Raw genomic sequence first — 23,590 nt, 5'->3', positions numbered from 1 at the left:
TCATAATATGTATTCAATACTGTGCGCATTTGTTTTTTTGTACTATCCTTCACCGATACATTACCGAGCCGGTGTAAATCAAAGTGAAAAAAGAGACGTAATAATTTATGAACAGCCTCTCCCACCGGAATACGATACGGATCTTGTTCCGCATGACGCGAGCACAGAAAACCGCCTTCCCTGACAGAGAAGGCGACAAAATCTGTTTCTTGATGACAAATAGCACATGTATCAAAGTACGGGTGCATCCCTAATACCGGAAGCATTTTCGTTTGATAAATTAATGATAATACTTCTGGGTCAACACCCTCACACATATAATGCAACGTTTGATATAACATTTCAAATAAATACGGATTATGCTTCTTATCTTCTGTTGCTTTATCGGTTAATTCGATAATAAATGATGCATAAGCAGTTAAAAATATATCCTCGCGAATTTCTTTCATAGATGAAATAATCTCGCCTTGTTGCAAAGTTCCAAGTCCAGATCCCATTTGAATAAGAAAATGACCATGTGTCATAAGTTGCGAAATAGCTGCTAACCGACTCTTCGGCTTTTTCGCCCCTCTTGCCATTGCACTAGCATAAGAATCCACCTTTCTCAATAAGCGTAGCCTATAAACCAATTTCTTTTGTTGTTATTAAGTTGACCCATTTTGTTCATTTTCATGTGAGAAAAATTTTTCCTAATTTATCAAGGTTCATAAAAACCAATGATCAGTGGATGAACAAAACATCCACTGATCACAACTTTACTTCATATTAATACTCGTCTTCACGGAAACCAAGGTCACGAAGCTGTGACATCTTATTGCGCCAATCTTTTTGCACTTTCACCCATACTTCTAAAAATACTTTAGAACCAAGAAGTGCTTCAATGTCAAAACGAGCTCTCTTACCGACTTCTTTTAACATCTTCCCTTGCTTACCTATAATAATTCCTTTTTGTGATGCACGTTCAACAACAATCGTTGCGTTTATATAAACCGCTCCGCCCTCACGCTTTTGAATTGCATCAATAACAACCGCTACAGAATGCGGTACTTCTTCACGTGTTAAATGTAATACTTTTTCACGAATAAGCTCTGAAATAATAAATCGCTCTGGATGATCCGTTACTTGATTATCCGGGTAATATTGCGGTCCTTCTGGTAAATACTTTTTAATTGCTCCGATTAACGCTTCAACGTTATTACCGTCCAATGCAGAAATTGGCACAATCTCCGCGAACTCATATAATTTACGATATTGATCAATCAACTCCAGCAATTGCTCTGGATGAAGTTGGTCAATTTTATTAATCACCAAAAATACCGGTTGTTTCGTTTCTTGTAATTTCTCAATAATAAATTCCTCACCACGACCATATCCTTCAGTTGCATTGACCATAAACAAAACAATATCAACTTCTTTTAATGTCGTTTGAGCCATCTTCACCATGAAATCGCCTAGTTTATGTTTAGGTTTATGTATTCCTGGTGTATCAATGAAAACTACTTGTGAATCATTTTCTGTATATACACCTTGAATTTTATTACGAGTTGTTTGTGGCTTATCGCTCATAATGGCAATTTTTTGGCCAATAATACGATTTAAAAATGTAGATTTCCCAACATTCGGTCTGCCAATAATAGAGACAAAACCTGATTTATAACCTTTTCTATTCATGTAAATCCTCCGCTAAAAATGCTCCTGGTAACAATTCTCCGACTGTTGTCTCTTGAACATCACCATGTAAGTTTGATAGGTATACTTTCGTATCCTGTTTACATAATTCTATCATAACTTGTCGACATGCTCCACAAGGAGGTACTGGACGCTTTGTATCCGCTACGACTGCAATAGCTACAAACTCGTTATCCCCTTCAGAAATTGCCTTAAATAAAGCTGTTCGTTCTGCACAGTTACATAAACCATATGATGCATTTTCAACATTACATCCACGATATATTTTTCCATCCTGAGTTAGTAAAGCTGCACCTACTTGAAATTTAGAATATGGTACGTACGCTCGTTTACGCGCTTCGGTTGCTTCTTGAATTAATTGTTTGCTATTCATATTCCCGCATCCTTTCCGTTCATAGATGTGAATAGATACACTCTTTCATTAAAGGCCTTCACGGCGCTCCCAAAGCTTAATAAAAGCTTCGGAATGCAACTATACCATATACGGTAAAAAGATAATAGCACCAATTACAGCAGCTATAATTGCAAATAATAAAACTGCCCCTGCTGCAACATCCTTTGCAATTTTTGCAACCGGATGAATATCGGCGGTTGCTAAGTCTACTGTTTTTTCAATAGCCGTATTCACCATCTCTAAACTCATTACAATCCCTATCACAATAAGTACGACAATCCATTCCATTGTTGTAATATGGAAATAAAAGCCGCAGCATATAACGATGACTGCGGCTAAATAATGAATTTTCATATTTCGTTCATGACGAAGACAAAAGTATATACCAGCTATAGCATATCCAAAACTGTCTAAAAGTTTTCCTGTTTTCATCGCCCTAATCCAAAGGCCTCTAAAATTTCTTTTTGTCTTCCAAACATTTCTTTCTCATCTTCTTCTGTCATATGATCATAACCAAGCAAATGCAAAAAGCCATGTAGTGCTAAAAACCCAAGTTCTCGATCAAAAGAATGTCCATATTCTTCAGCTTGTTCTTTTGCTCTTGGAATAGAAATAATAAGATCTCCTAACATACGCGGCATCTCTGCACCGACAATTTCCATTTCGCCTTCTCCCATTTCTTCCATAGCAAAAGAAATAACGTCCGTAGGCTGATCCTTATCTCGGTAATCACGGTTTATTTCACGAATACGTTCATTATCTACAAATGTAACCGATAATTCTGCGCCTTCTTCTATGTTCTCCATTTGGGCTGCTTTCTCTACTAAACCTCGAATCAAACTTATATATTCTTCTTTCACTTCTTCTGTTTCATCAATAAAATCAATTAATAAACTCATTCTTTCTCCTTTTCTTCCGGCGGTTCCGGATATGTAATACGGGAATGGAAAATACCATTTAACGTTTCACATAACGTTTTTCCAACGATTTGTAGTTCCTTAAATGTCAAATCACATTCACTAAATTGACCATCTTGCAGGCGATCTTTAATAATACTTTGCACTAAATTATTAATCTGATCTGGTGTTGGATGGTTCATCGAACGTACCGCCGCCTCCACACTATCAGCAATACCAACTATCGCCGACTCTTTAGAAGTTGCTTTTGATCCTGGATAGCGGAACATTTCCTCCGTATATTTCTCTTTATCTTCTTTAATCGCATTATAATAAAAATATTTAAGTAACGTTGTACCATGATGCTGTCCAGCAATATCGATAATTTCTTGAGGTATATGGTGTTCTTCTAACATTCTCACCCCATCGGTTACATGAGCAATTATAATATCTTTGCTCGTTACAGGGTCTAATCTATCATGCGGGTTTTCAATACCCATTTGGTTTTCAATAAAAAACTGTGGTTGTACCGTTTTCCCTACATCATGATAATACGCCCCTACACGCGCTAATACTCCATTTGCTCCAACTGCTTCACAAGCAGCTTCTGAGAGATTAGCTACCATTACACTATGATGATATGTACCTGGTGCTTCTAATAAAATTTTGCGCACGAGCGGGTGATTCGGACTTGAAAGTTCCATCAATTTCATACTCGATACAATCCCAAGACCACTTTCTAAATACGGTAAAATCCCCATAGCTAGAACAGAAGAGATAATACCCGAAACAGCAGCCATTAATAATTGCACCCCAATTTCAAGAGGCGAAAAATTCCCGTTACGTAATAATAGCAAAGCCGCTAATACGACTACATTTAATACAGAAACGAGTATACCAGCTTGTAAAATCATCGTACGACGATTTTTTTCTCTCAAGAAAATACTAACTGATAATGAACTTAATAAAACATAAATCCCCACACTATAATTCAGTGTACTCGTTACACCTTCATTAAACATAATACTTCCGCATACAGAAAAGATCATACTCGTTAAAAATACAAATCGATCACCAATCATTAATTTTACAAGTATTGTTCCCATGGCAACTGGAACAACATACGCGATTCCTGCATACTCAAGTTTTTGAAACAAACTAATGATTTTCATTAAAACAATCGTGATAGACAAAATTGTAATATACGCTAAGACATACGGCCTATCTTCTCTTTTCCGCTGTAAAAACACTTCAAACTGCTTATGCATAAAGTACAATAGCACACCAATGAGTACCGCTAACCCAACATAGGGTTGAAAACTGTTCCCTTTTTCTAACAGGCCAACTAATTTCAACTGATTGTACATATCACTTGAAATCGTTTCACCTTCTCTAACAAGGACTTGCCCTTGAAGAATATAAACAGGTGGAACTAAATCTTCTTCCGCTTTTCTCTTCTCTTTTGTTAAGGTCGGATCATAAAAATAGTTTGCAGAAATCGCATATTTCCCTAACGCCTTAATAGATTCCTTTAAACCATTATCAACATTAACACTATTCATCTCACTTACATATCGTTCCTTCGCATCCTTCAATTCRTCCATTTTAACATGCTCAGTCATGATACTATTAATAGCTGTAACTGTTGCATCTTTCGCTAATACTAATTGGTTCGAATCTGCATTAATTAAGTTTATTAAGTTTGAATCAGATAATTCTTTCGTTAAATCAGTAGGCAATTTTTTTTTCAACTTGTCCACTTTTTCAGCATCAGTAATCTTTTTTTGCTCATCCGGTCCAACCGCTTTAATCTCTTGTATCACTTCATCTACTTTAGCAAAGACGTCATTCACAATATCCACTTTATTTTGTTTATACTCACTTTTATATGTATATTGATCTTCAACTTTTGTAGCGGCTTCTTTTTTCTTTTTGTCCGTTGTAACTTTATCTTCAATTTTAATAGGAGAATGGATTGTTTTTTTCGCAATAGAATATGTTGTAACATCTAATTGCTCTGGTTTTACATTATTCATAAGTGCAAAAAACAGCACTGCTCCTAATAAAACGTAAGAAATCCAACTTAGTTTTTTCGAATGTTGTAAATTACGAAACCACTTAGAAATTTCTTGAGATCTTGACATGATTTCAATACCTTCTCCTCTCCAGAAATAAAGTGAAACTATTTATAGCTTTCATTTCTTCTAGGCAACGATACTTTTTGGACAACGTTTTTATCCACTATCACCTATAGTTCATTTCCCTCGTCTTTAATGATAGTAAAAAATATGCCACTCGCCAACCTTATCATACAAAAAGAAATGACCCTGACAAATAGGATCATTCCATTTTATCATATGCCTCAATAATACGTTGCACTAACGGGTGTCTCACAACGTCCGTTTGTTCCAATGTAATGAACGAAAGACCTGATACACCAGATAAAACATTAGCAGCAATAGAAAGACCTGACTTTACCCCTTTTGGCAAGTCTACCTGTGAGGGATCCCCCGTAATAACCATTTTAGAACTAAAACCTAATCGTGTTAAAAACATTTTTATTTGAACACCAGTTGTATTTTGCGCCTCATCTAATATAACAAATGAATCATCAAGAGTACGCCCTCTCATATAAGCAAGAGGTGCAATTTCAATTACACCACGTTCCATCATACGTTGTGTATATTCTTGTCCAAGAATATCATGTAACGCATCATATAGTGGACGTAAATACGGATCTACTTTTTCTTTCAAATCACCTGGTAAAAACCCTAAGCTCTCTCCAGCTTCTACAGCAGGTCTTGTTAAAATAATTTTCTTTACATACCCTTGCTTTAAAGCTCTCACAGCCATTACTACGGCTAAGTATGTTTTTCCTGTCCCAGCAGGTCCTATCCCAAAYACAATATCATTCTTTTTCATTGCATGAATATATCGTCTTTGCCCCATCGTTTTCACACGAATGGATTTACCTTTTGCCGTTTTAAAAATTTCCTCTTCATATAATTCTTCGAATTGAGCAATTTTCCCTTGTTGCCCAAGCTGAATCGCATACGCAACATCTCTTTCCGAAATTGATACACCTTTACGGATAACAACAAGTAACTGTTGTAAGATTTTTTCTACGAGCACCACAGTTTCATCTGCCCCAGATACACGAACAGATTCTCCTCTAGTCACAATCGATACACTAAGTTCTCGTTCAATTACTTTTAAATGAGCATCATTTACCCCAAAAAGAGCGATTGCTTCGTTGGGATTTTCCAATTGTTGGTTCATTTCTACTAATTGTTCTGCCATTACTCAGTCTCCTTGAATATCGGATTCAGATATTGGTTGTGGCTCTGCAATATTTTCAATCACTGTATAATGTAATGTGACCTTTAGGTGATCCGCCTCAACCTCTTTACTCAAAATGTTATCACTTACAATCATAGCATGTTCATCCAATTTTTTCTTCAGTTCTTTTTCTGCCATCTCTTTCGCTACTTTCATTGCCTGTTTTTCGGTATATTCTCGGTTCGCTTCTTCCTCTTCTCGTACAATATCTTTCTCGTATGCAATTGGTAATGTAAATCCAAATAATTTCACATCATGTTTTACACTTTCAGTACGAGAGCGCTTATACTTATCCTGTAGAAATCCCCATATTTTTATTTTAGTACTCCCAAATTTAAGGAAATATTCATTGTATGAATTACCAGTATACACTTGAAATTGTGTCTTTAACGGAACATCCACCTCAGATTTATACCACGTTTCTCCATATACAATCCCTTTAGCCGAAACAACTGTCGGATTCTCCTCATTACCATACATCCCGGATACGAGAAGTTGCCCCTTTTCTACATGGTCATTTTTCATGACAACCGGCTTCCCAACTTCCACAAATGTTTTTGTAATAATCCCTTCTTTTTTTGCTACTAAGTTTTGTGGCTGTTGTTCACTTTCTTTTTTCGGCTCATTTTTTTCAACAATCTTAAAATGATATGTTGTCCCTCTTATTTCTAATCCCGCCCAAGTAATCGCATTAATATTGTCTGTCAAATGACGTTGAACATCTTCTACACTCGGCATTTGGAATTGTAATTTACCTTTTTTTATACCCATTTTGTCCAATTCTTTCATCAATATATATTCTGTTTCAGGTTTTGCTCCTGTAATTTCAATTTTCCACACCATATTTGACAATGCGATCATTCCGAAAAAAAATATTAAAAACCCAATTAAAAATCCACTATTTTTAATTATACGCTTATTCCAAAAAGGAAAACCGTAACGTCCAATAAAATATAATTTACATTCATTTTTTCTATAAATTGGTTTTATCTTTTTCACATCTCGTAATAACATACAAAAAACTAACGTTTCATCAGCTATCTTCTTTACATCCCAAACGAGTAATTTCTTCCGCACACACTCGTTAACAAAGCGTTCCGCTCCTCTACCTTCAATTCGCACCTTTACATACCCAAGCCATTTTATAAACCATTTATTTTTCATCGACTATCTCCACTACCTTTCTAAAAGTAGATACACTACTTTTCAATTCGATTATCAAACTAGCTCGTACTAAAATTTTAATTAGCAGATTCCTTGATCCTCACTAATTATTAACCTTCACGAGCCAATTTTTTACGTGGAACTCAATTCCCACCTATCCTCTTTGTACGAACCGAATATTGAGGCCAGAACGTTACCACCTGTTAATACAAGGTAACGAAGAAAAACTTCACAAACGGAAGTTTCTCCTCACTCCTCTTTCTTTTCATTTTCTAAAAACGTCACTTGTTCAATAATCCCTTCAAGCAACAGTTCTTCTGGAAGGATTGTTTTAATAACAAAGGATTGACCTTTAATTAATAATTGACCATGTTTCAATAGCAATCTTACCTCTTTATCTGAAAACACTAATAATCCTCGATGATTTTCTATATAGATATGTACTTGCCCAACAAGCGTGATCCGAGGTAGATCCATTAACACATCCACTGGCAGGTCTATTTGCTTCGTTAACCAATTCTTCATTTGTTCTATTTTTTTCATCTCAAAAGACCCCCTCTCATCCCATATGTATGAAAAAAGAGCTTGTAATATCACGTCCAAACTGAAAAAAGCATAAAAAAACGTCTCATACGAAATGAGACGCTTTTTTATGCTAATAGCTGGATAACCAGCTTATTCACAAGTGATCCGTCTGTTTTACCTTTTACTTTCGGCATAACAGCAGTCATCACTTTACCCATATCTGCTTTAGATGTAGCACCAACTTCAGAAATAACTTGCTTAATTATATCCGCTAGTTCTTCTTCTGTTAATTGCTCCGGCAAATATGCGCTTAAAATCTGAATTTCACTTTGCAGTTTATCAACAAGGTCTTCACGACCAGCTTTTTTAAATTCAAGGAGGGAGTCCTTATACTGTTTTACTTCACGAGCTAAAACTGTTAATTCCTCTTCTTCAGTAAGAGTATGTTGCAGTTTAATACCTTCATTTTGTAAAGCAGCCTTAACCATACGAATAACGGTTAATTTTTCTTTTTGTTTATTCTTCATCGCTTGTTTCATATCATCGTTTAAACGACCGAGAAGACTCATAACTTACACCCTCTCTTAGAACTTACGCTTTCTTGCCGCTTCAGATTTCTTCTTACGTTTTACACTTGGCTTTTCATAAAACTCGCGCTTTCTTGCTTCAGCAAGTGTACCAGTTTTAGAAACCGATCTTTTAAAACGGCGAAGTGCATCCTCCAAAGACTCGTTTTTACGAACGACTGTTTTTGACATTCTCTTTCCCTCCCTCCGAAACATCACACTTACATACTAATTTCAGCATGCAAAAAGAAACCCTTCTTCAGCATGTCTTTTACGATTATAATACATTTTATCACTTCAGGTCAACTATTTGGCAGAATAAAAGAAGAATAGATGCCCTTACCTGTTCAAAAGCTATGTAGATAGCTATTATCCTTTTCCCCTGAAGACAACTATATTTTTTATCATTACACCTTTTTTAATACAAGAAAGCATTAAATAACTACTCATTCAACGTACCTGCCTTTTCAGTACTTAACTTCTCCACACAAAAAAAAGAAAGCATGCAAATCGTTTYCGTTTGCATGCTTTTTTATCCCGCTATTTGCCAGGACAGTAAGACCCCCACCTCAAAATTCAGCGAAAGCAAAGAACTTAGGCGGGGGTCAGGCTGATAATCAGCGGGGATGCCCCCCCTCCACTGATTAAAGTTTCATTTTATGCGCTTGCTGATTCTTTTTTCACATCATCTTCAAGAACACGAACAAACTGCGCTTCGTTATATGGATAACCAGCTTTTGTAATTTTCACTTTTACTAGCTTACCAATCAATTCTTCAGATCCTTCAAAAACAATTTTTAAGTAGTTATCTGTATAACCTACATATAAACCTTTACGGTCACCATCTTTAAATGTCTCTTCCGGAATGATTTCAAGTACTTCACCTTCAAATCTAGAAGCATACTCTTTCGCTAATTGATTTGATAGCTCAATTAGACGGTGAACACGATCGTTCTTCACGTCTTCAGGAACTTGATCTTCCATACGTGCTGCTGGAGTACCTGTACGTTTCGAATAAGGGAAAACGTGTAATTCAGAGAAACGATTCTCTTTAATGAAATTGTACGTTTCCATGAATTCCTCTTCTGTTTCGCCTGGGAATCCAACAATTACGTCTGATGTAATCGCAAGACCTGGTAACGCTTCTTTCAAACGATCTAAACGCTCTTGGAAAAATTCCATCGTATACTTACGGCGCATACGTTTCAATACAGTATTAGATCCTGACTGTAATGGAATATGCAAGTGACGTACAACTACTTCTGATTTATCTAACACTTCAATTACTTCATCAGAAATTTGACTCGCCTCAATAGAAGAAATACGAAGGCGTTTCAATCCGCCTACTTCCGCTTCCATATCGCGCAGTAATCCAGCTAAGTTATACTCTTTTATATCTTCACCGTACCCACCTGTATGAATACCTGTTAATACGATTTCTTTATAGCCCGCATCTACTAATTGCTGCGCTTGTTTAATAACTTCTTTTCCATCACGAGAACGCATTAAACCACGCGCCCAAGGAATGATGCAAAATGTACAGAAGTTATTACAACCTTCTTGTATTTTTAAAGATGCACGTGTACGGTCCGTGAAATATGGTACATCGAGCTCTTCATATACACGTGTTTTCATAATATTGCGGACAGCATTAATTGGTTGACGCTCTTTACGGAATTCTTCGATGTATCCTAACATCTTCTCACGATCTTGCGTACCAACAACAATATCTACACCTGGAATCGCCATAATTTCCGCTGGAGATGTTTGTGCATAACATCCAGTTACACAAATTACCGCATCTGGATTTTGGCGTACAGCACGTCTAATTACTTGACGGCTTTTTTTATCTCCAGTATTCGTTACTGTACATGTGTTAATAACGTATACATCAGATTTTTTTTCATATTCAGTTCTTTCATAACCACCTTGTTTAAACAATTGCCAAATCGCTTCTGTTTCATAGTGGTTTACTTTACAACCTAACGTGTGGAACGCAACAGTTGCCATTGATTATCACCCCATCAATTCAAAATGATAAGAAGCGGCACTTAACGCATAAAGCGGAGCCGTTTCTGTTCTTAAAATTCTTGGTCCTAAACTACATGGTACAAATTTATGTTCACGAAGTGCGGTTATCTCTTCCTCCGCTAARCCGCCTTCTGGTCCAAATACAATCAGCAGCTTTTGGCCTGGTTTAAYCGTCGCTAAAGCTTTCGCAAAATTAGATTTCTCACCTTGTTTCGCTTCTTCTTCATACGCAACAAGGCAAACATCATACTCGCTACTCATCGACAGCAGTTGTTTAAATGATGAGGGAACGTGTACTTCTGGAATTTCACTTCTATGCGATTGTTCCGCAGCTTCTTTTACAATTTTTTTCAAACGCTCAACTTTTTTATCTGCTTTTTTCGCATCCCACTTTACAATAGATCGAGATGCTTGAAATGGTAAAAATGCAGCTGCCCCAAGCTCAGTTCCTTTTTGAAAAATTAACTCTAGCTTGTCTCCTTTCGGCAGTCCACTTGCAATCGTCACGAACACAGGAAGTTCGCTTGACGCCTCTACCCATTCTACAATAGTGGTATCCACAAATTCACTGGTAATTTCAGCAATTGAACACTCTGCTGTTTTACCATTTACACAGCAATAAATGTGGTCACCAGCTGACATACGCATCACTCTTGCGATGTGATGGACATCATCACCCATTATGCGAATACTTGTCTCATTTACATATTTCTCTTCTACAAAATAACGTTGCATATAATCACCTTAGTAGAGTTTCGTTCCTTTCGTAAGTCAACACTTACGAAAAGAACGAAACGTTATCATTTTCATATAACAAACGGCAAGTCCCTCACCTTATACGGTGAGAGACTCCCCTGTTCTTTATAGACTAAAATCTATATTACGCATTTCGTGCAATAATTGCTACCCAATCTTCCATTCGAAGTACTTCTTCAATTGAAAATCCAGCTGTTTCTAACGCTTCAGAAATTACTTTTTCTTTCGCCCCAATAATACCAGATGTAATAAATAATCCACCTGGCTTCACAACTCTCRCTGCATCTTCAGGGAATAGAAGAATAATTTCCGCTAGTAAATTTGCTACGATTAAATCAACTGGGCCTTCAATACCTTCTAATAGACTATTCTGTCCAACATTGACAATGTCATCTGTTTTATTTAAGCGCACATTCATTTCTGCACTTTCAACTGCAACTGGGTCTAAATCATACGCTTGAACAGAAGCCGCACCTAATTTTGCCGCAGCAATACTAAGTACCCCCGAACCTGTCCCCACATCAATCACAGTATCACCTGGCTGAACCGTTTTTTCTAAAGCACGAATACACATCGTCGTTGTTGGATGTGTCCCTGTACCAAACRCCATACCTGGATCTAATTCAATAATTTTTTCATCTGGAGAAGACGGTGTATACTCTTCCCACGTCGGCACAATTGTGAATGTATCAGAAATTTGAACTGGATGATAATACTTCTTCCAAGCAGTAGCCCAATCTTCCTCATCGACTTCATTAATTGTAATAGTTCCTTTACCAATTTCGATGTCGAAAGATGGTCTGCTCTTCTTGCCCTGCAAATTCACGTAATAAATCTTTTTGATGTGAAGTTAATTTCGTCGGCACAACAACACGAACGACTACATATTGATCTCCTTGACCATATCCACGTACGTTCGGAGCACCTTTTCCTTTTAARCGGAATTCTGTTCCTGTTTGTGTTCCTGCTGGAATTTTCAGCTTCACTTTGCCATGAACGGTAGGAACTTCTACTTCCGCACCAAGTGCCATTTGCGCAAATGTTATTGGCATTTCGCAAATAATGTGATCCCCTTCGCGTTCAAAGAATTCATGATTTCTCACATGAACAACAACATATAAGTCACCTGCCGGTCCGCCATTTACGCCTGCTTCACCTTTTCCAGATACACGAATTTGTTGACCATTATCGATACCCGCTGGAATTTTAACATTGATTTTTTTACGTTTACGAACTTTACCAGAACCATGGCATGTCGTACATTTCTCTTTAATCATTTGACCTGTTCCTGAACAATGTCCACAAGCTTGACGGTTTACAATACGCCCAAATGGTGTATTTTGTTCTACACTTACTTGCCCTGATCCTGAACAGTGTTTACATGTTTCTTTTGAAGTCCCTGGTTTTGCTCCACTACCCTTACAAGTATCACATGGATCCTCCACTGGAATCTCAACGTTTAATTCTTTACCAAAAATAGCTTCTTCAAACTCTAAAGTAACTTGATATTGTAAATCAGCACCTTGACGTGGAGCATTTGGRTCACGACGTCTGCCGCCACCGCCAAAGAATGAACTAAAGATATCTTCGAAACCGAAGCCACCGCCGAAGTCTCCTCCGCCACCGAAACCTTGATTCGGACCMGCGTGACCAAATTGATCATACTGCGCACGCTTTTGATCATCGCTCAATACTTCGTATGCYTCTTGTACTTCTTTAAACTTTTCAATTGCATTTTCTTCTTTACTTACGTCTGGATGATATTTTTTAGCCAAACGACGATACGCTTTTTTAATTTCATCTTTTGAAGCGCCCTGGCTAAGTCCAAGGACCTCATAATAATCTCGTTTATTCATAAATTTGCAACCCCCGAATCTTTCACATAAACGTAATTTTAACACCGAAAGAAAGTGCTTTGCAACAAAGTTTCCTCACTTACAGTATGCAAAATAAAAAACTTAAGATCCTCACACATTTCTTCTTATTCGTGAAAAAAGCCAAAGCCAAGGCACGCTTGACTTTGACTTTTTGTCATCTTACTTATTTTATTTCACTGTATTACTTGTCTTCTTTTACTTCTTCAAACTCAGCGTCTACTACATTATCTTTTTTCGCGCCAGCGTCTTGTGCTCCTTGTGCACCTTCTGCTTGCCCTGCAGCCGCTTGAGCTTGCTCGTATAATTTAACAGTTAATTGTTGTACGATTTCTTGAAGAGCATCTTTTTTCACACGGATTTCTTCAAGTTCGTTTTTCTCGATTGCCGCTTGTAATGCTTCTTTCGCTTCCGTTGCTTTCGCTACTTCAGCTGCATCTACTTTACCTTCTAAATCTTTTACAACTTTGTCTGTTTGGAATACAAGTTGGTCAGCTTCGTTACGAAGTTCAACTTCTTCCTTACGTTTTTGGTCAGCATCAGCATTTGATTCAGCTTCTTGTACCATACGATCTACTTCTTCATCAGAAAGACCTGAAGAAGATTGGATTGTAATAGTTTGCTCTTTGCTTGTTCCTAAGTCTTTTGCACGTACGTTAACGATACCGTTCGCATCAATATCGAATGTTACTTCGATTTGTGGAATTCCACGTGGTGCTGGCGGAAGGTCTGTTAATTGGAAACGACCTAACGTTTTGTTGTCAGCTGACATTGGACGCTCACCTTGTAGTACGTGAATGTCTACCGCTGGTTGGTTATCAGCAGCTGTTGAGAATACTTGTGACTTACTTGTCGGAATTGTAGTGTTACGCTCGATTAGTTTCGTGAACACACCGCCCATAGTTTCGATACCTAAAGAAAGTGGAGTTACGTCTAATAATAGAACGCCCTCTACATCACCAGTAAGTACGCCACCTTGAACTGCAGCACCTAATGCTACAACTTCATCTGGGTTTACACCTTTGTATGGCTCTTTACCAGTTTCACGTTTAATYGCTTCTTGTACAGCTGGGATACGAGTRGATCCACCAACAAGGATAACTTTATCTAATTCGCTTGGAGCAAAACCAGCGTCTTTTAATGCACGACGAGTTGGCTCTAATGTTCTTTCAACAAGACCAGMTGAAATTTCTTCGAATTTAGCTCTTGTTAACGTTAATTCTAAGTGTAATGGGCCAGCAGCTCCAGCACTAATGAATGGTAATGAAATTTGTGTTTGTGTTACACCAGAAAGATCTTTCTTCGCTTTTTCAGCTGCATCTTTCAGACGTTGAAGTGCCATTTTATCTTGGCTTAAATCAATGTTGTTTTCTTTTTTGAATTCAGCTACTAAGTGATCAATGATAACTTGGTCAAAGTCATCTCCACCAAGACGGTTGTCACCAGCAGTTGAAATAACTTCGAATGTGCCGTCTGCTAACTCAAGGATAGATACATCAAATGTACCGCCACCTAAGTCATATACTAAGATTTTTTGCTCTTCATCTTGTTTTTCTAAACCGTAAGCAAGTGCTGCCGCTGTTGGTTCGTTAATGATACGCTCAACTTCTAAACCAGCGATACGACCAGCATCTTTCGTTGCTTGACGCTCAGCATCGTTGAAGTATGCAGGTACTGTAATAACAGCTTTCGTTACTGTTTCACCTAAGTATGCTTCAGCAGAAGCTTTTAAGTTTTGTAAAATGATTGCAGAAATTTCTTGAGGTGTAAAATCTTTACCTTCAACTTCTACTTTGTAGTCTGTACCCATATGACGTTTAACAGACATGATTGTATTTGGGTTTGTAATTGCTTGACGCTTCGCAACTTCCCCAACTTGACGCTCTTCATTTTTGAAAGCTACAACAGAAGGTGTTGTACGGTTTCCTTCTGGATTTGGGATAACCTTTGGTTCTCCACCTTCCATAACAGCTACACAAGAGTTTGTTGTACCTAAGTCAATACCGATAATTTTACTCATGGCGAATCCTCCTACTTTTATGTAAATTATTGATTTACTTTTACCATTGATGGGCGAATCACACGGTCTTTTAGTTTATAACCTTTTTGGAATTCTTCAACTACCGCGTTTGATTCAAATTCACTGTCTTCSACTTGCATAATAGCTTGGTGYTCATTCGGATCAAACTGTTTACCAACAGMTTCAATCGCTTCAACACCTTCYTTAGTCARCGCTTCTAGCAATTGACGATGCACCATTTCCATACCTTGTAACAAGGATTTCGTTTGCTCGTCAGTCGCTTCCACTTGCATCGCTCTTTCAAAATTATCAAGAGCTGGCAAAATATCTGAAACTAGACTTTGTGCTCTATATTTATCAGCAGCCTGTTTATCCATTTGGACACGGCGCTTATAATTTTCAAAATCAGCTTGTAGACGTAATGTGCGACCTTCCGTTTCCGTTAGTTTCGCTTGTAACTCATCTACTTTTTCTTGTAAAAGAGCAGCCTCACTTTTTTCTTCTACAGTTTTTTCACTGTTTTCTGGCGTGACAGCTTCTTCAACTTGCGCTTCTTTCACTTCTTCTACCACTTGTTCGTTACGCTCTTCCACAATTTTCACCTCCTTAAAAGGTATTAGGTATCATGCTTAGCATGATTACCTAAGCATTATATATTACACACAGCAATGAAAATTTCATCACTTGAGCGAATGTATTACTCTCATTTACTTTTTAAGTCCGTCTGTAAATTGTCTTGTAAATAACTGCAGTAAACTAATTACACGAGAGTATTGCATTCTCGTCGGACCTAAAATTGCAATTGTTCCAAGTTGCTCTTCTCCAATCGAATACGTTGCAGAAATCAAACTGCAATCCTCCATTGCCGTAGAAGAATTTTCTCTACCAATTTTCACTTGAATTCCGACTTGTTTATGACGCAAAATGTCATAAAACGCAGCCTCATTATCAATCATCGTCAGCAAAGATCTTACTTTGTGAATGTCATGGAACTCTGGTTGCGAAAGCATATTTGCTTTTCCTCCAAAGTATATCTTTTCCGATAAAGGGACTTGAAATGTACCATCTAACATTTTTATTGCACTATCGTAATTATGAACATACCCACGCAAAACTGTAACAATCTCTTTAAAGATTTTATTATGAAGTTCTGCCATAGGTATACCAGATAGCTTTTCATTTAAAATATTAACCATTTTTTCTAAATCTGATAAATCAACAGATTCCGGAACGGTAACCGTTTTACTTTGCACATGCCCTGTATCTGTTACAATAATAGCGACTGCTGTTTGACGATCAAGCGGTACAATTTGTACATTTTTAAGTTTATTTGTGCTCAATTTGGGACCAAGAACAATGGCCGTATAATTCGTAAGCTCTGATAAAATTTGAGCTGATTGTTGTGCAATTTTTTCTGCTTCAAAAATTCTTTCAGCAAATAAATCTTTAATTTGTACAATTTCATCGGTCGGTAAGTTTTGCGGCGCTAAAAGATGGTCTACATAAAATCGGTATCCTTTTTCAGAAGGAACACGCCCAGAAGAACTATGCGTTTTTTCAATAAATCCTAATTCTTCTAAATCAGCCATTTCATTTCGAATAGTAGCTGAACTAAACGTAATTTCATCTTTCTTAGCCAACGTCCTCGAACCAACTGGTTGCGCTGATCCAATAAAGTCATCAACAATTGTTTGTAAAATTAAGAGCTGACGTTCCGTAAGCATCTCATCATCACCTCTGTTAGCACTCTTTGTCTTCGAGTGCTAAATCTATTAATAACTTACCAAAATTGACATTCAATTGTCAACGGAAACGTCACGAAATAACAAAAATTTTTCACGCTTATGGCACATTTAATTAATCAATCAAAAATGACTGGAATACTTCATTCCCTAATAGTTTCCCTTTCCTCGTTAAACAAACATGTCCATCTCTGTTTTCAAGTAATCCTTGTTCTTGATTACTTTGTAACTGCTTTGCAAAAACATGGTCCATCTCCACATTAAATTTCTTTTGGAATTCTARCTTAGAAACACCTTTTGTTTTTCGAAGTCCTAAGAACAACTCTTCTTCCATTTTTTCTTTCTCTGTCACTGGGTGAACATCTAAATATGGAAATCCTGTCTCATCAATTTTAGTGAAATATTGCTTGAGCGGACCTACATTTTGAATTCGTTCCCCGTTCACATAGCTATGCGCTCCAGCTCCAAATCCATAATACTCTTCATTATTCCAGTATGTGAGATTATGTCTACTTTCATTATTACCTTTTGAGAAGTTACTAATCTCATACTGGTTATAACCATGTTTCTCCWTTTCATCCATTACCATTTCGTACATTTTCGCTTCATGATCTTCACCTGGAAGTCTTAATTTCCCTTTATTCATTAAGTTATAAAATACGGTTTTCGGTTCCACAATTAATGAATATGCCGAGAAATGTTGTACACCAAGCGTAAAGGCAATGTCTAATGTTTCCTTTACATCTTCTATCGTCTGTCCTGGCAGAGCATAAATTAAATCTACATTAATATTTGTAAAACCGACTTCCTGCGCTTCTCGAATTGCTACGAATGCATCTTCTCTCGTATGCCTGCGTCCAATCTTCTCAAGTAGCTCATCACGAAACGTTTGCACACCAAAACTAATTCGGTTTACTCCACCTTCTAGCAATACGTTCAACTTCTCTTTCGGTAAATCACCTGGATTCGCTTCAAATGTTAATTCACAATTCGGCGCAAATGGACGCAAACGACGGTTAATGATGTCGAGTAGTTTTTTTGTTTGCTCCATATTTAAAGCTGTCGGAGTTCCTCCGCCAACAAAAATCGTTTTCATACTTTCAAACGGTACTTTTTGAACCGTATTTATTATTTCTTTCTCTAAATATTGTAAGTATTGATCAACCGGTTGGCGTTCAATAAATACTTTATTAAAATCACAATAGTGACAAATATGCTGACAAAATGGAATATGAATATATGCAGCTTGTACCAAATATAACTCCTACCTTTCTAAAAAGAAAACCTCCGCACTCCGGAGGATTCTTTACTTCTCTACTGTATTACGGATTTGTTCCATTCGCATTTTTCCCCAATCATACATCATTTCAACGATCGGTAAAAGCGACATACCTAATTCCGTCATATAGTACTCAACACGCGGAGGAATTTCCGGGTATACCGTTCGATCAACAATCCCGTCCTCCATTAACTCTTTCAATTGATTTGACAACACTTTATGAGAAATGCTCGGGAACAGACGTTGCAATTCACTAAAACGATGCGGACCTTCCACACCTAAGTGCCACAATATCACAACTTTCCACTTCCCACTAATTATGGAAAGCGTCAGTTCCTTTTCGCAATTAAAATTACCTTTTTGTATTTTCTCTCGAATATCTTTTCGAATATTTTCGGACATTAATAGTCTCCTAACTCTATATCAATCACTAAAAAGCTCTCTCACTATTGTAAATGAGAGATGATAAGATGTCTAAAAAGTAGCATATAAAAAAGAAGCCGAACGAACGGCTTCTACTTTTATCACGATTGGTGCGGGCTAATAATTAGCGAAGAATAGAAAAATCTCCATAGTTCACTCCATTAGTTATCATCCATTTTCAGTACAGCCATGAATGCTTCTTGCGGCACTTCTACAGAACCAACAGACTTCATACGTTTCTTACCTTCTTTTTGCTTATCAAGAAGTTTACGCTTACGAGAAATGTCACCACCGTAACATTTTGCAAGTACGTTTTTACGCATCGCCTTAATTGTAGAACGAGATACAACTTTATTTCCGATAGTCGCCTGAATTGGCACTTCAAACTGTTGTCTTGGAATTAATTTCTTTAATTTCTCTACAATTACTTTACCACGGTCATACGCTGAATCACGATGTACAATAAATGATAAAGCATCCACTTGTTCATTATTTAAAAGAATATCCATTTTCACAAGTTTAGATGGTTTATAACCAATTAACTCGTAGTCAAATGATGCATATCCTTTCGTATTTGATTTCAATTGATCGAAGAAATCATATACGATTTCTGATAACGGGATTTCATATGTCAATGTAACACGTGTTTCATCTAAATATTGCATATCAATAAACGTTCCACGTTTCCCTTGGCAAATTTCCATTACAGCTCCAACATAGTCATTCGGAACCATAATTGCAGCCTTCACAAACGGCTCTTCTACACGATCGATAGTCTGTGGATCTGGCATATTAGATGGATTATCAACAATAAAATCTTCACCGTTTGTTAAATACACTTTATAAATAACACTTGGCGCTGTTGTAATTAAGTCAATCTTGAATTCACGTTCAATACGTTCTTGAATAATCTCCATGTGAAGAAGCCCTAAGAAACCACAACGGAAACCAAAACCTAAAGCTTGAGATGTTTCAGGCTCAAATTCAAGAGCAGAATCATTCAATTCTAGTTTTTCTAACGCATCACGTAAGTCGTTATAACGTGCAGAATCGATTGGATATAAACCACAGAATACCATTGGGTTTAATTTTCGATACCCTTTTAACGGCTCTGCAGCCGGACGTTTCGCATGTGTGATCGTATCACCTACGCGTGTATCACCTACATTTTTAATAGATGCTGCCAAGAAACCTACATCACCTACTGTTAACTCGTCACGTTGCGTCGTTTTCGGTGTAAACACACCTACTTCTGTTACTTCAAATTCTTTTCCAGTTGCCATCATACGTACTTTATCGCCAACTTTTACCGTTCCATTTACAACACGGATATATGCAATTACACCACGGTACGGATCATATAAAGAATCGAAAATCATACATTGTAACGGCTCTTCTGAATCACCTGTTGGAGCTGGTACCTTTTCAACGATTTGTTCTAAAATATCTTCAATACCAATGCCAGCTTTCGCTGAAGCAAGTACAGCTTCCGATGCATCTAAACCAATTACATCTTCTACCTCTTGACGTACGCGTTCTGGGTCTGCACTTGGTAAGTCGATTTTATTAATAACTGGTAAGATTTCTAAATTATTATCAAGCGCTAAATATACGTTCGCTAATGTTTGCGCCTCAATTCCTTGCGCTGCATCCACTACAAGAATTGCACCTTCACAAGCCGCTAAACTACGAGATACTTCGTACGTAAAATCGACGTGTCCTGGAGTATCGATTAAGTGAAGAATATACTCTTCACCGTCTTTCGCTTTATACGTTAGTTGTACTGCATTTAATTTAATTGTAATACCACGCTCACGCTCCAACTCCATAGAGTCAAGCAATTGCGCCTTCATTTCGCGCTGTGCCAACGCGTTTGTTTTCTCCAAAATACGGTCTGCCAACGTTKATTTCCCGTGGTCAATGTGAGCAATGATGGAGAAGTTACGAATTTTGGACTGTCTTTTTGCTCTTTCTTCTTTATTCATCTATGTTCTCAACTCCTAATAGTCTCGCCAATATACACTAGCACTGATTATATCAATAGAGCAGCAAAGATTCAATGAAAACTCGTGCTGCTTACAATACAAATCACTCTATCTATATCTTATGCGAACAAACCATAAGAGACAAACCTTTTTCAAATTAAAAGACAGCTCTCTTACAAACATAAGACAACCATCCTTCCCGCTACCCTTAACTAAAAATTCCTTTTATTGCCCCAACAACTATATCCGTTCCAAACTTTGTCATATCACGAGCAACACTTGCTATCGCCATACCGATACCTTCTACAACATTAAAACTTCTTAAGCTTTCTAACTGTTTTTGTTTTTCAATAGCCGAAAACGTCTCTCCCGAAATTTCCGATTCAGCCCCAGCGCCTTCTGTTCCTGTCATATGAGCAATTTGTTCATATGACAGCTGACGATATCCCTTCATACTTTTTAGACCATGATTAGCGAGTCCCACTCCAGCTATCATCATAAGCAAACATAAGACTGTACCGCATATACATAACAGCGTAAATTGACTCAAGCTATTTCTGCCTCTTTCCATCAATGTGTATATGCCCCTGTATTATCCTGATCAATCTGATGATGCAGCGCTGCATTTAAACCGCTGGCTATTACATTTGCCATATCCTCAATAAACGCATCTACTTCTTTTGGAGTTACCATTAAATTATGACCAAGAGGAGATAACACTTCATAAATTAACTTTCTCTTTTCTTCTTCTTCTAACGTACCAATAGCTCCTAAAAACATATTTCGACTCTTTTCATCTGGCATATCTTCTTCTGTTAATTTTTTCTTTTCTCCAAATGTAAAACCTGCTGGCAATAAAGAGCGTGACGGTTTGTTTCCTTCTTTCAGTTCCCGGCCAAAATGTTTCAAAATAAAATCAATTGTATCACTCGTAATCGAAACAGCATCTACCACAGTTGGCACACCAATTGCGATAACAGGAATACCTAATGTTTCTTTACTTAGTTCCTTACGCTTATTCCCAACACCAGATCCTGGATGAATTCCTGTATCAGAAATTTGTATCGTACTATTTACTCGTTCAATAGAACGCGCAGCTAATGCATCAATTGCGATGACAAAGTCTGGTTTTGTCTTCTCAATAATTCCGTAAATGACATCGCTCGTTTCAATCCCTGTAATTCCCATTACTCCTGGACGAATGGCACTAACAGGTCTAAACCCTTCTTCCACACTTTCAGGCTGCAATTTAAACAAATGTCTCGTCACCAATACGTTCTCTACAACTATCGGTCCGAGTGCATCCGGCGTTACATTCCAATTCCCAAGACCTACGATTAAACAACTCGCTTCTTTTGAAACTCCAACCTCTTCTAAGAAATAAGAAAATTCTTTTGCAAAAATACGCTCTACCTTTTGCTGAAGTTCCGTATCTTGTTGTCGTATGCCTTGCACCTCAAGAGTTAAATAACTTCCAGGTTTTTTCCCCATCGACTCAGATGCAATTTCATCAATAGTTACTTTTGTAATTGTAACTCCCTCTTCTTCCCTCTCTTTTACAATAACTCCCTGTATCCCTTTTTGTTCTTCTTGGCGCTCTTGTAGCATTTGGTGCGCCTCTACAGCAAGGTCAGTTCTAACACTATATTTACTTAAATCTAATGGTTCTTTCATCGTATCTCCTCCGTAATTCATAGTAAATATCGTTAGATTTCCCCAAGTTATATTAGGTCATTCTTTCCTTTACGTGAAATTTCATTGATATACTATTGCAATTCTCTTCACCGTTTGATAAAATATCACTTGTTCTATGTAAGAATCGAGTCATTCGATTGCACCAGGGAGGTGAAAAGTATGGCAAACATCAAATCTGCTATCAAACGCGCTAAACTTAGCGAAGAGCGTCGTTCACATAACGCTTCTATCAAGTCTGACATGCGTACTGCTGTTAAAACTGTAGAAACTTTAGTTACTAATAACGATCTTGAAAATGCTAAAGAAGCTTTCAAAACTGCTTCTAAAAAACTTGACAAAGCAGCTCGTAAAGGTCTTATCCACCAAAACGCTGCAGCTCGTCAAAAATCTCGCTTAGCGAAACAAGTAAACGCGTAAGGCGTTTAAAAAACGATCCATTCGGATCGTTTTTTATATACACAAAAAAGTTCACGTACTTAGTACGTGAACTTTTTTGTGTCACTACATATGATTTAACCGCATTAAGAAAAACTCAAGCACAAGTTTCTTATCCATCTTTCCAGTCTTCATACTATAATCAGCTTCCGCCAATTCTATAATAACTTTTTTTAATTCTTCAAAAGAGAAAAACTTCGTTTGATTCATCGCCAACTTTACCCGGTACGGATGTACACCAATATGGGACGCGATTTGATTTTGTCCGTAACCACGCTGTTGCAACTCTTTCACTTGATGTAGCAAGCGGAACTGACTTACTAATAAAGCGAGCAGTTTAATCGGTTCTTCCTGCTGTGTAAATAATCCGTCTAAAATTTGCATCGCACCAGCGATATCTTTTTTCACCACTTTTTCTGTTAAAGCAAACACGTTTTGCTCAACAGATTTCGGCACAAGTTCCGTGACAAGTTTTGGYGTAATTTCTCCGCCCATACCGACGTATAACGTTAACTTGTCCATTTCCTTCGCCAACATTGTTACATTACTTCCCACAAGCTCTAACAATAAACTAACAGCTGCATTATCAATATGCACATGCACCTCATCCGCACGAGAAACAATCCACTTCTGAACATCCTGCACTTGCATCGCATTTGCTTCTATTACATCCGCTGTTTTCTTTAATAGTTTTGTAATTTTTTTTCGTTCGTCTAATTTTTCATAAGGCGCAACAAAAACAAGAATAGAAAAAGGAGATGGCTCCCCAATATATTC

At 37.4% G+C, this 23,590-nt stretch carries 23 protein-coding genes and 2 pseudogenes; 1 reads left to right on the top strand and 24 read right to left on the bottom strand.

Going from position 1 to position 23,590, the window contains the following annotated elements:
* From recO to gpr, 23 genes and pseudogenes are all read right to left on the bottom strand, one after another.
* Positions 1-584, bottom strand: a pseudogene (recO, locus tag AC1DJR_RS06280) (DNA repair protein RecO); the annotation flags it as partial.
* 181 nt (positions 585-765) lie between these two features.
* A complete protein-coding gene (gene era / locus AC1DJR_RS06275) occupies positions 766-1,671 on the bottom strand; it encodes a GTPase Era (RefSeq protein WP_002088672.1) in 906 nt (301 codons plus the stop codon).
* Positions 1,664-2,062, bottom strand: a complete 399-nt coding sequence (locus AC1DJR_RS06270) for a cytidine deaminase (RefSeq protein ID WP_002015184.1) — start codon at positions 2,060-2,062, stop codon at positions 1,664-1,666. Before AC1DJR_RS06270 ends, era begins: the two co-directional genes overlap by 8 nt.
* A 99-nt stretch (positions 2,063-2,161) precedes the next feature.
* Positions 2,162-2,515: a diacylglycerol kinase family protein gene (locus AC1DJR_RS06265; protein WP_002190697.1), complete on the bottom strand. Its 354-nt coding sequence runs from the start codon at positions 2,513-2,515 to the stop codon at positions 2,162-2,164.
* Positions 2,512-2,982, bottom strand: coding sequence for an rRNA maturation RNase YbeY (gene ybeY / locus AC1DJR_RS06260; protein ID WP_002165062.1), 471 nt, complete (start codon positions 2,980-2,982; stop codon positions 2,512-2,514). Before ybeY ends, AC1DJR_RS06265 begins: the two co-directional genes overlap by 4 nt.
* The gene (locus AC1DJR_RS06255) at positions 2,979-5,123 is read right to left on the bottom strand and encodes an HD family phosphohydrolase (protein ID WP_429686911.1); all 2,145 of its coding nucleotides are present in this window, start codon (positions 5,121-5,123) and stop codon (positions 2,979-2,981) included. Before AC1DJR_RS06255 ends, ybeY begins: the two co-directional genes overlap by 4 nt.
* 196 nt (positions 5,124-5,319) lie before the next feature.
* On the bottom strand, positions 5,320-6,279 hold the full coding sequence (locus AC1DJR_RS06250) for a PhoH family protein (protein ID WP_429686912.1): 960 nt from the start codon (positions 6,277-6,279) through the stop codon (positions 5,320-5,322).
* A gap of 3 nt (positions 6,280-6,282) precedes the next feature.
* Positions 6,283-7,482: a sporulation protein YqfD gene (yqfD, locus tag AC1DJR_RS06245; protein ID WP_060751620.1), complete on the bottom strand. Its 1,200-nt coding sequence runs from the start codon at positions 7,480-7,482 to the stop codon at positions 6,283-6,285.
* Between the two features lie 249 nt (positions 7,483-7,731).
* Complete coding sequence (gene yqfC, locus AC1DJR_RS06240) at positions 7,732-8,025, bottom strand: sporulation protein YqfC (protein ID WP_002067170.1); 294 nt, start codon at positions 8,023-8,025, stop codon at positions 7,732-7,734.
* Positions 8,026-8,132: 107 nt separating this feature from the next.
* The gene (locus tag AC1DJR_RS06235; protein WP_000054578.1) at positions 8,133-8,576 is read right to left on the bottom strand and encodes a GatB/YqeY domain-containing protein; all 444 of its coding nucleotides are present in this window, start codon (positions 8,574-8,576) and stop codon (positions 8,133-8,135) included.
* A 15-nt stretch (positions 8,577-8,591) separates the two neighbouring features.
* On the bottom strand, positions 8,592-8,765 hold the full coding sequence (gene rpsU / locus AC1DJR_RS06230) for a 30S ribosomal protein S21 (protein WP_000048061.1): 174 nt from the start codon (positions 8,763-8,765) through the stop codon (positions 8,592-8,594).
* A 465-nt stretch (positions 8,766-9,230) separates the two neighbouring features.
* Positions 9,231-10,583 (bottom strand): tRNA (N(6)-L-threonylcarbamoyladenosine(37)-C(2))-methylthiotransferase MtaB, encoded by a 1,353-nt coding sequence (gene mtaB / locus AC1DJR_RS06225; RefSeq protein ID WP_002138376.1) that lies wholly within the window; start codon positions 10,581-10,583, stop codon positions 9,231-9,233.
* Between the two features lie 6 nt (positions 10,584-10,589).
* Positions 10,590-11,339 carry a 16S rRNA (uracil(1498)-N(3))-methyltransferase gene (locus tag AC1DJR_RS06220; RefSeq protein WP_477002233.1) on the bottom strand — a complete coding sequence of 250 codons (750 nt, stop codon included), beginning with the start codon at positions 11,337-11,339 and terminating at the stop codon, positions 10,590-10,592.
* A gap of 145 nt (positions 11,340-11,484) precedes the next feature.
* Positions 11,485-12,159: pseudogene (gene prmA, locus AC1DJR_RS06215) on the bottom strand (50S ribosomal protein L11 methyltransferase); the annotation flags it as partial.
* Positions 12,134-13,216 carry a chaperone protein DnaJ gene (gene dnaJ, locus AC1DJR_RS06210; RefSeq protein ID WP_477002232.1) on the bottom strand — a complete coding sequence of 361 codons (1,083 nt, stop codon included), beginning with the start codon at positions 13,214-13,216 and terminating at the stop codon, positions 12,134-12,136. The pseudogene prmA and the gene dnaJ, both read right to left, overlap by 26 nt.
* Positions 13,217-13,418: 202 nt before the next feature.
* Positions 13,419-15,254 (bottom strand): chaperone protein DnaK, encoded by a 1,836-nt coding sequence (dnaK, locus tag AC1DJR_RS06205; RefSeq protein WP_477002231.1) that lies wholly within the window; start codon positions 15,252-15,254, stop codon positions 13,419-13,421.
* Between the two features lie 26 nt (positions 15,255-15,280).
* Positions 15,281-15,847, bottom strand: a complete 567-nt coding sequence (gene grpE / locus AC1DJR_RS06200; protein ID WP_477002230.1) for a nucleotide exchange factor GrpE — start codon at positions 15,845-15,847, stop codon at positions 15,281-15,283.
* Positions 15,848-15,961: 114 nt separating this feature from the next.
* A complete protein-coding gene (gene hrcA / locus AC1DJR_RS06195; protein ID WP_429686913.1) occupies positions 15,962-16,978 on the bottom strand; it encodes a heat-inducible transcriptional repressor HrcA in 1,017 nt (338 codons plus the stop codon).
* A gap of 133 nt (positions 16,979-17,111) precedes the next feature.
* Positions 17,112-18,251 (bottom strand): radical SAM family heme chaperone HemW, encoded by a 1,140-nt coding sequence (hemW, locus tag AC1DJR_RS06190; protein ID WP_477002229.1) that lies wholly within the window; start codon positions 18,249-18,251, stop codon positions 17,112-17,114.
* 51 nt (positions 18,252-18,302) lie between these two features.
* On the bottom strand, positions 18,303-18,677 hold the full coding sequence (locus AC1DJR_RS06185) for a winged helix-turn-helix transcriptional regulator (protein ID WP_002015203.1): 375 nt from the start codon (positions 18,675-18,677) through the stop codon (positions 18,303-18,305).
* 182 nt (positions 18,678-18,859) lie between these two features.
* A complete protein-coding gene (gene lepA, locus AC1DJR_RS06180; protein ID WP_477002228.1) occupies positions 18,860-20,683 on the bottom strand; it encodes an elongation factor 4 in 1,824 nt (607 codons plus the stop codon).
* Between the two features lie 208 nt (positions 20,684-20,891).
* Positions 20,892-21,254 (bottom strand): DUF3679 domain-containing protein, encoded by a 363-nt coding sequence (locus AC1DJR_RS06175; protein ID WP_063607626.1) that lies wholly within the window; start codon positions 21,252-21,254, stop codon positions 20,892-20,894.
* Positions 21,254-22,357 carry a GPR endopeptidase gene (gpr, locus tag AC1DJR_RS06170; protein WP_002088693.1) on the bottom strand — a complete coding sequence of 368 codons (1,104 nt, stop codon included), beginning with the start codon at positions 22,355-22,357 and terminating at the stop codon, positions 21,254-21,256. Before gpr ends, AC1DJR_RS06175 begins: the two co-directional genes overlap by 1 nt.
* A gap of 180 nt (positions 22,358-22,537) precedes the next feature.
* Between gpr and rpsT the strand changes: the two genes are divergently transcribed.
* Complete coding sequence (gene rpsT / locus AC1DJR_RS06165; RefSeq protein ID WP_002088694.1) at positions 22,538-22,795, top strand: 30S ribosomal protein S20; 258 nt, start codon at positions 22,538-22,540, stop codon at positions 22,793-22,795.
* Positions 22,796-22,879: 84 nt separating this feature from the next.
* Here rpsT and holA read toward each other — a convergent pair.
* A partial coding sequence (gene holA, locus AC1DJR_RS06160; protein ID WP_477002227.1) for a DNA polymerase III subunit delta occupies positions 22,880-23,590 on the bottom strand: 711 nt, incomplete at its 5' end.

It is taken from the genome of Bacillus sp. 05T31 (assembly GCF_056396725.1).
This window is presented reverse-complemented; position numbering and strand designations above follow the sequence as displayed.

Coding starts and splice junctions, on each gene's coding strand:
- era (WP_002088672.1), bottom strand. CDS start 1,671: ATGAATAGAAAAGGTTATAAATCAGGTTTTGTCTCTATTATTGGCAGA.
- AC1DJR_RS06270 (WP_002015184.1), bottom strand. CDS start 2,062: ATGAATAGCAAACAATTAATTCAAGAAGCAACCGAAGCGCGTAAACGA.
- AC1DJR_RS06265 (WP_002190697.1), bottom strand. CDS start 2,515: ATGAAAACAGGAAAACTTTTAGACAGTTTTGGATATGCTATAGCTGGT.
- ybeY (WP_002165062.1), bottom strand. CDS start 2,982: ATGAGTTTATTAATTGATTTTATTGATGAAACAGAAGAAGTGAAAGAA.
- yqfD (WP_060751620.1), bottom strand. CDS start 7,482: ATGAAAAATAAATGGTTTATAAAATGGCTTGGGTATGTAAAGGTGCGA.
- yqfC (WP_002067170.1), bottom strand. CDS start 8,025: ATGAAAAAAATAGAACAAATGAAGAATTGGTTAACGAAGCAAATAGAC.
- AC1DJR_RS06235 (WP_000054578.1), bottom strand. CDS start 8,576: ATGAGTCTTCTCGGTCGTTTAAACGATGATATGAAACAAGCGATGAAG.
- rpsU (WP_000048061.1), bottom strand. CDS start 8,765: ATGTCAAAAACAGTCGTTCGTAAAAACGAGTCTTTGGAGGATGCACTT.
- mtaB (WP_002138376.1), bottom strand. CDS start 10,583: ATGGCAACTGTTGCGTTCCACACGTTAGGTTGTAAAGTAAACCACTAT.
- hrcA (WP_429686913.1), bottom strand. CDS start 16,978: ATGCTTACGGAACGTCAGCTCTTAATTTTACAAACAATTGTTGATGAC.
- AC1DJR_RS06185 (WP_002015203.1), bottom strand. CDS start 18,677: ATGTCCGAAAATATTCGAAAAGATATTCGAGAGAAAATACAAAAAGGT.
- AC1DJR_RS06175 (WP_063607626.1), bottom strand. CDS start 21,254: ATGGAAAGAGGCAGAAATAGCTTGAGTCAATTTACGCTGTTATGTATA.
- gpr (WP_002088693.1), bottom strand. CDS start 22,357: ATGAAAGAACCATTAGATTTAAGTAAATATAGTGTTAGAACTGACCTT.
- rpsT (WP_002088694.1), top strand. CDS start 22,538: ATGGCAAACATCAAATCTGCTATCAAACGCGCTAAACTTAGCGAAGAG.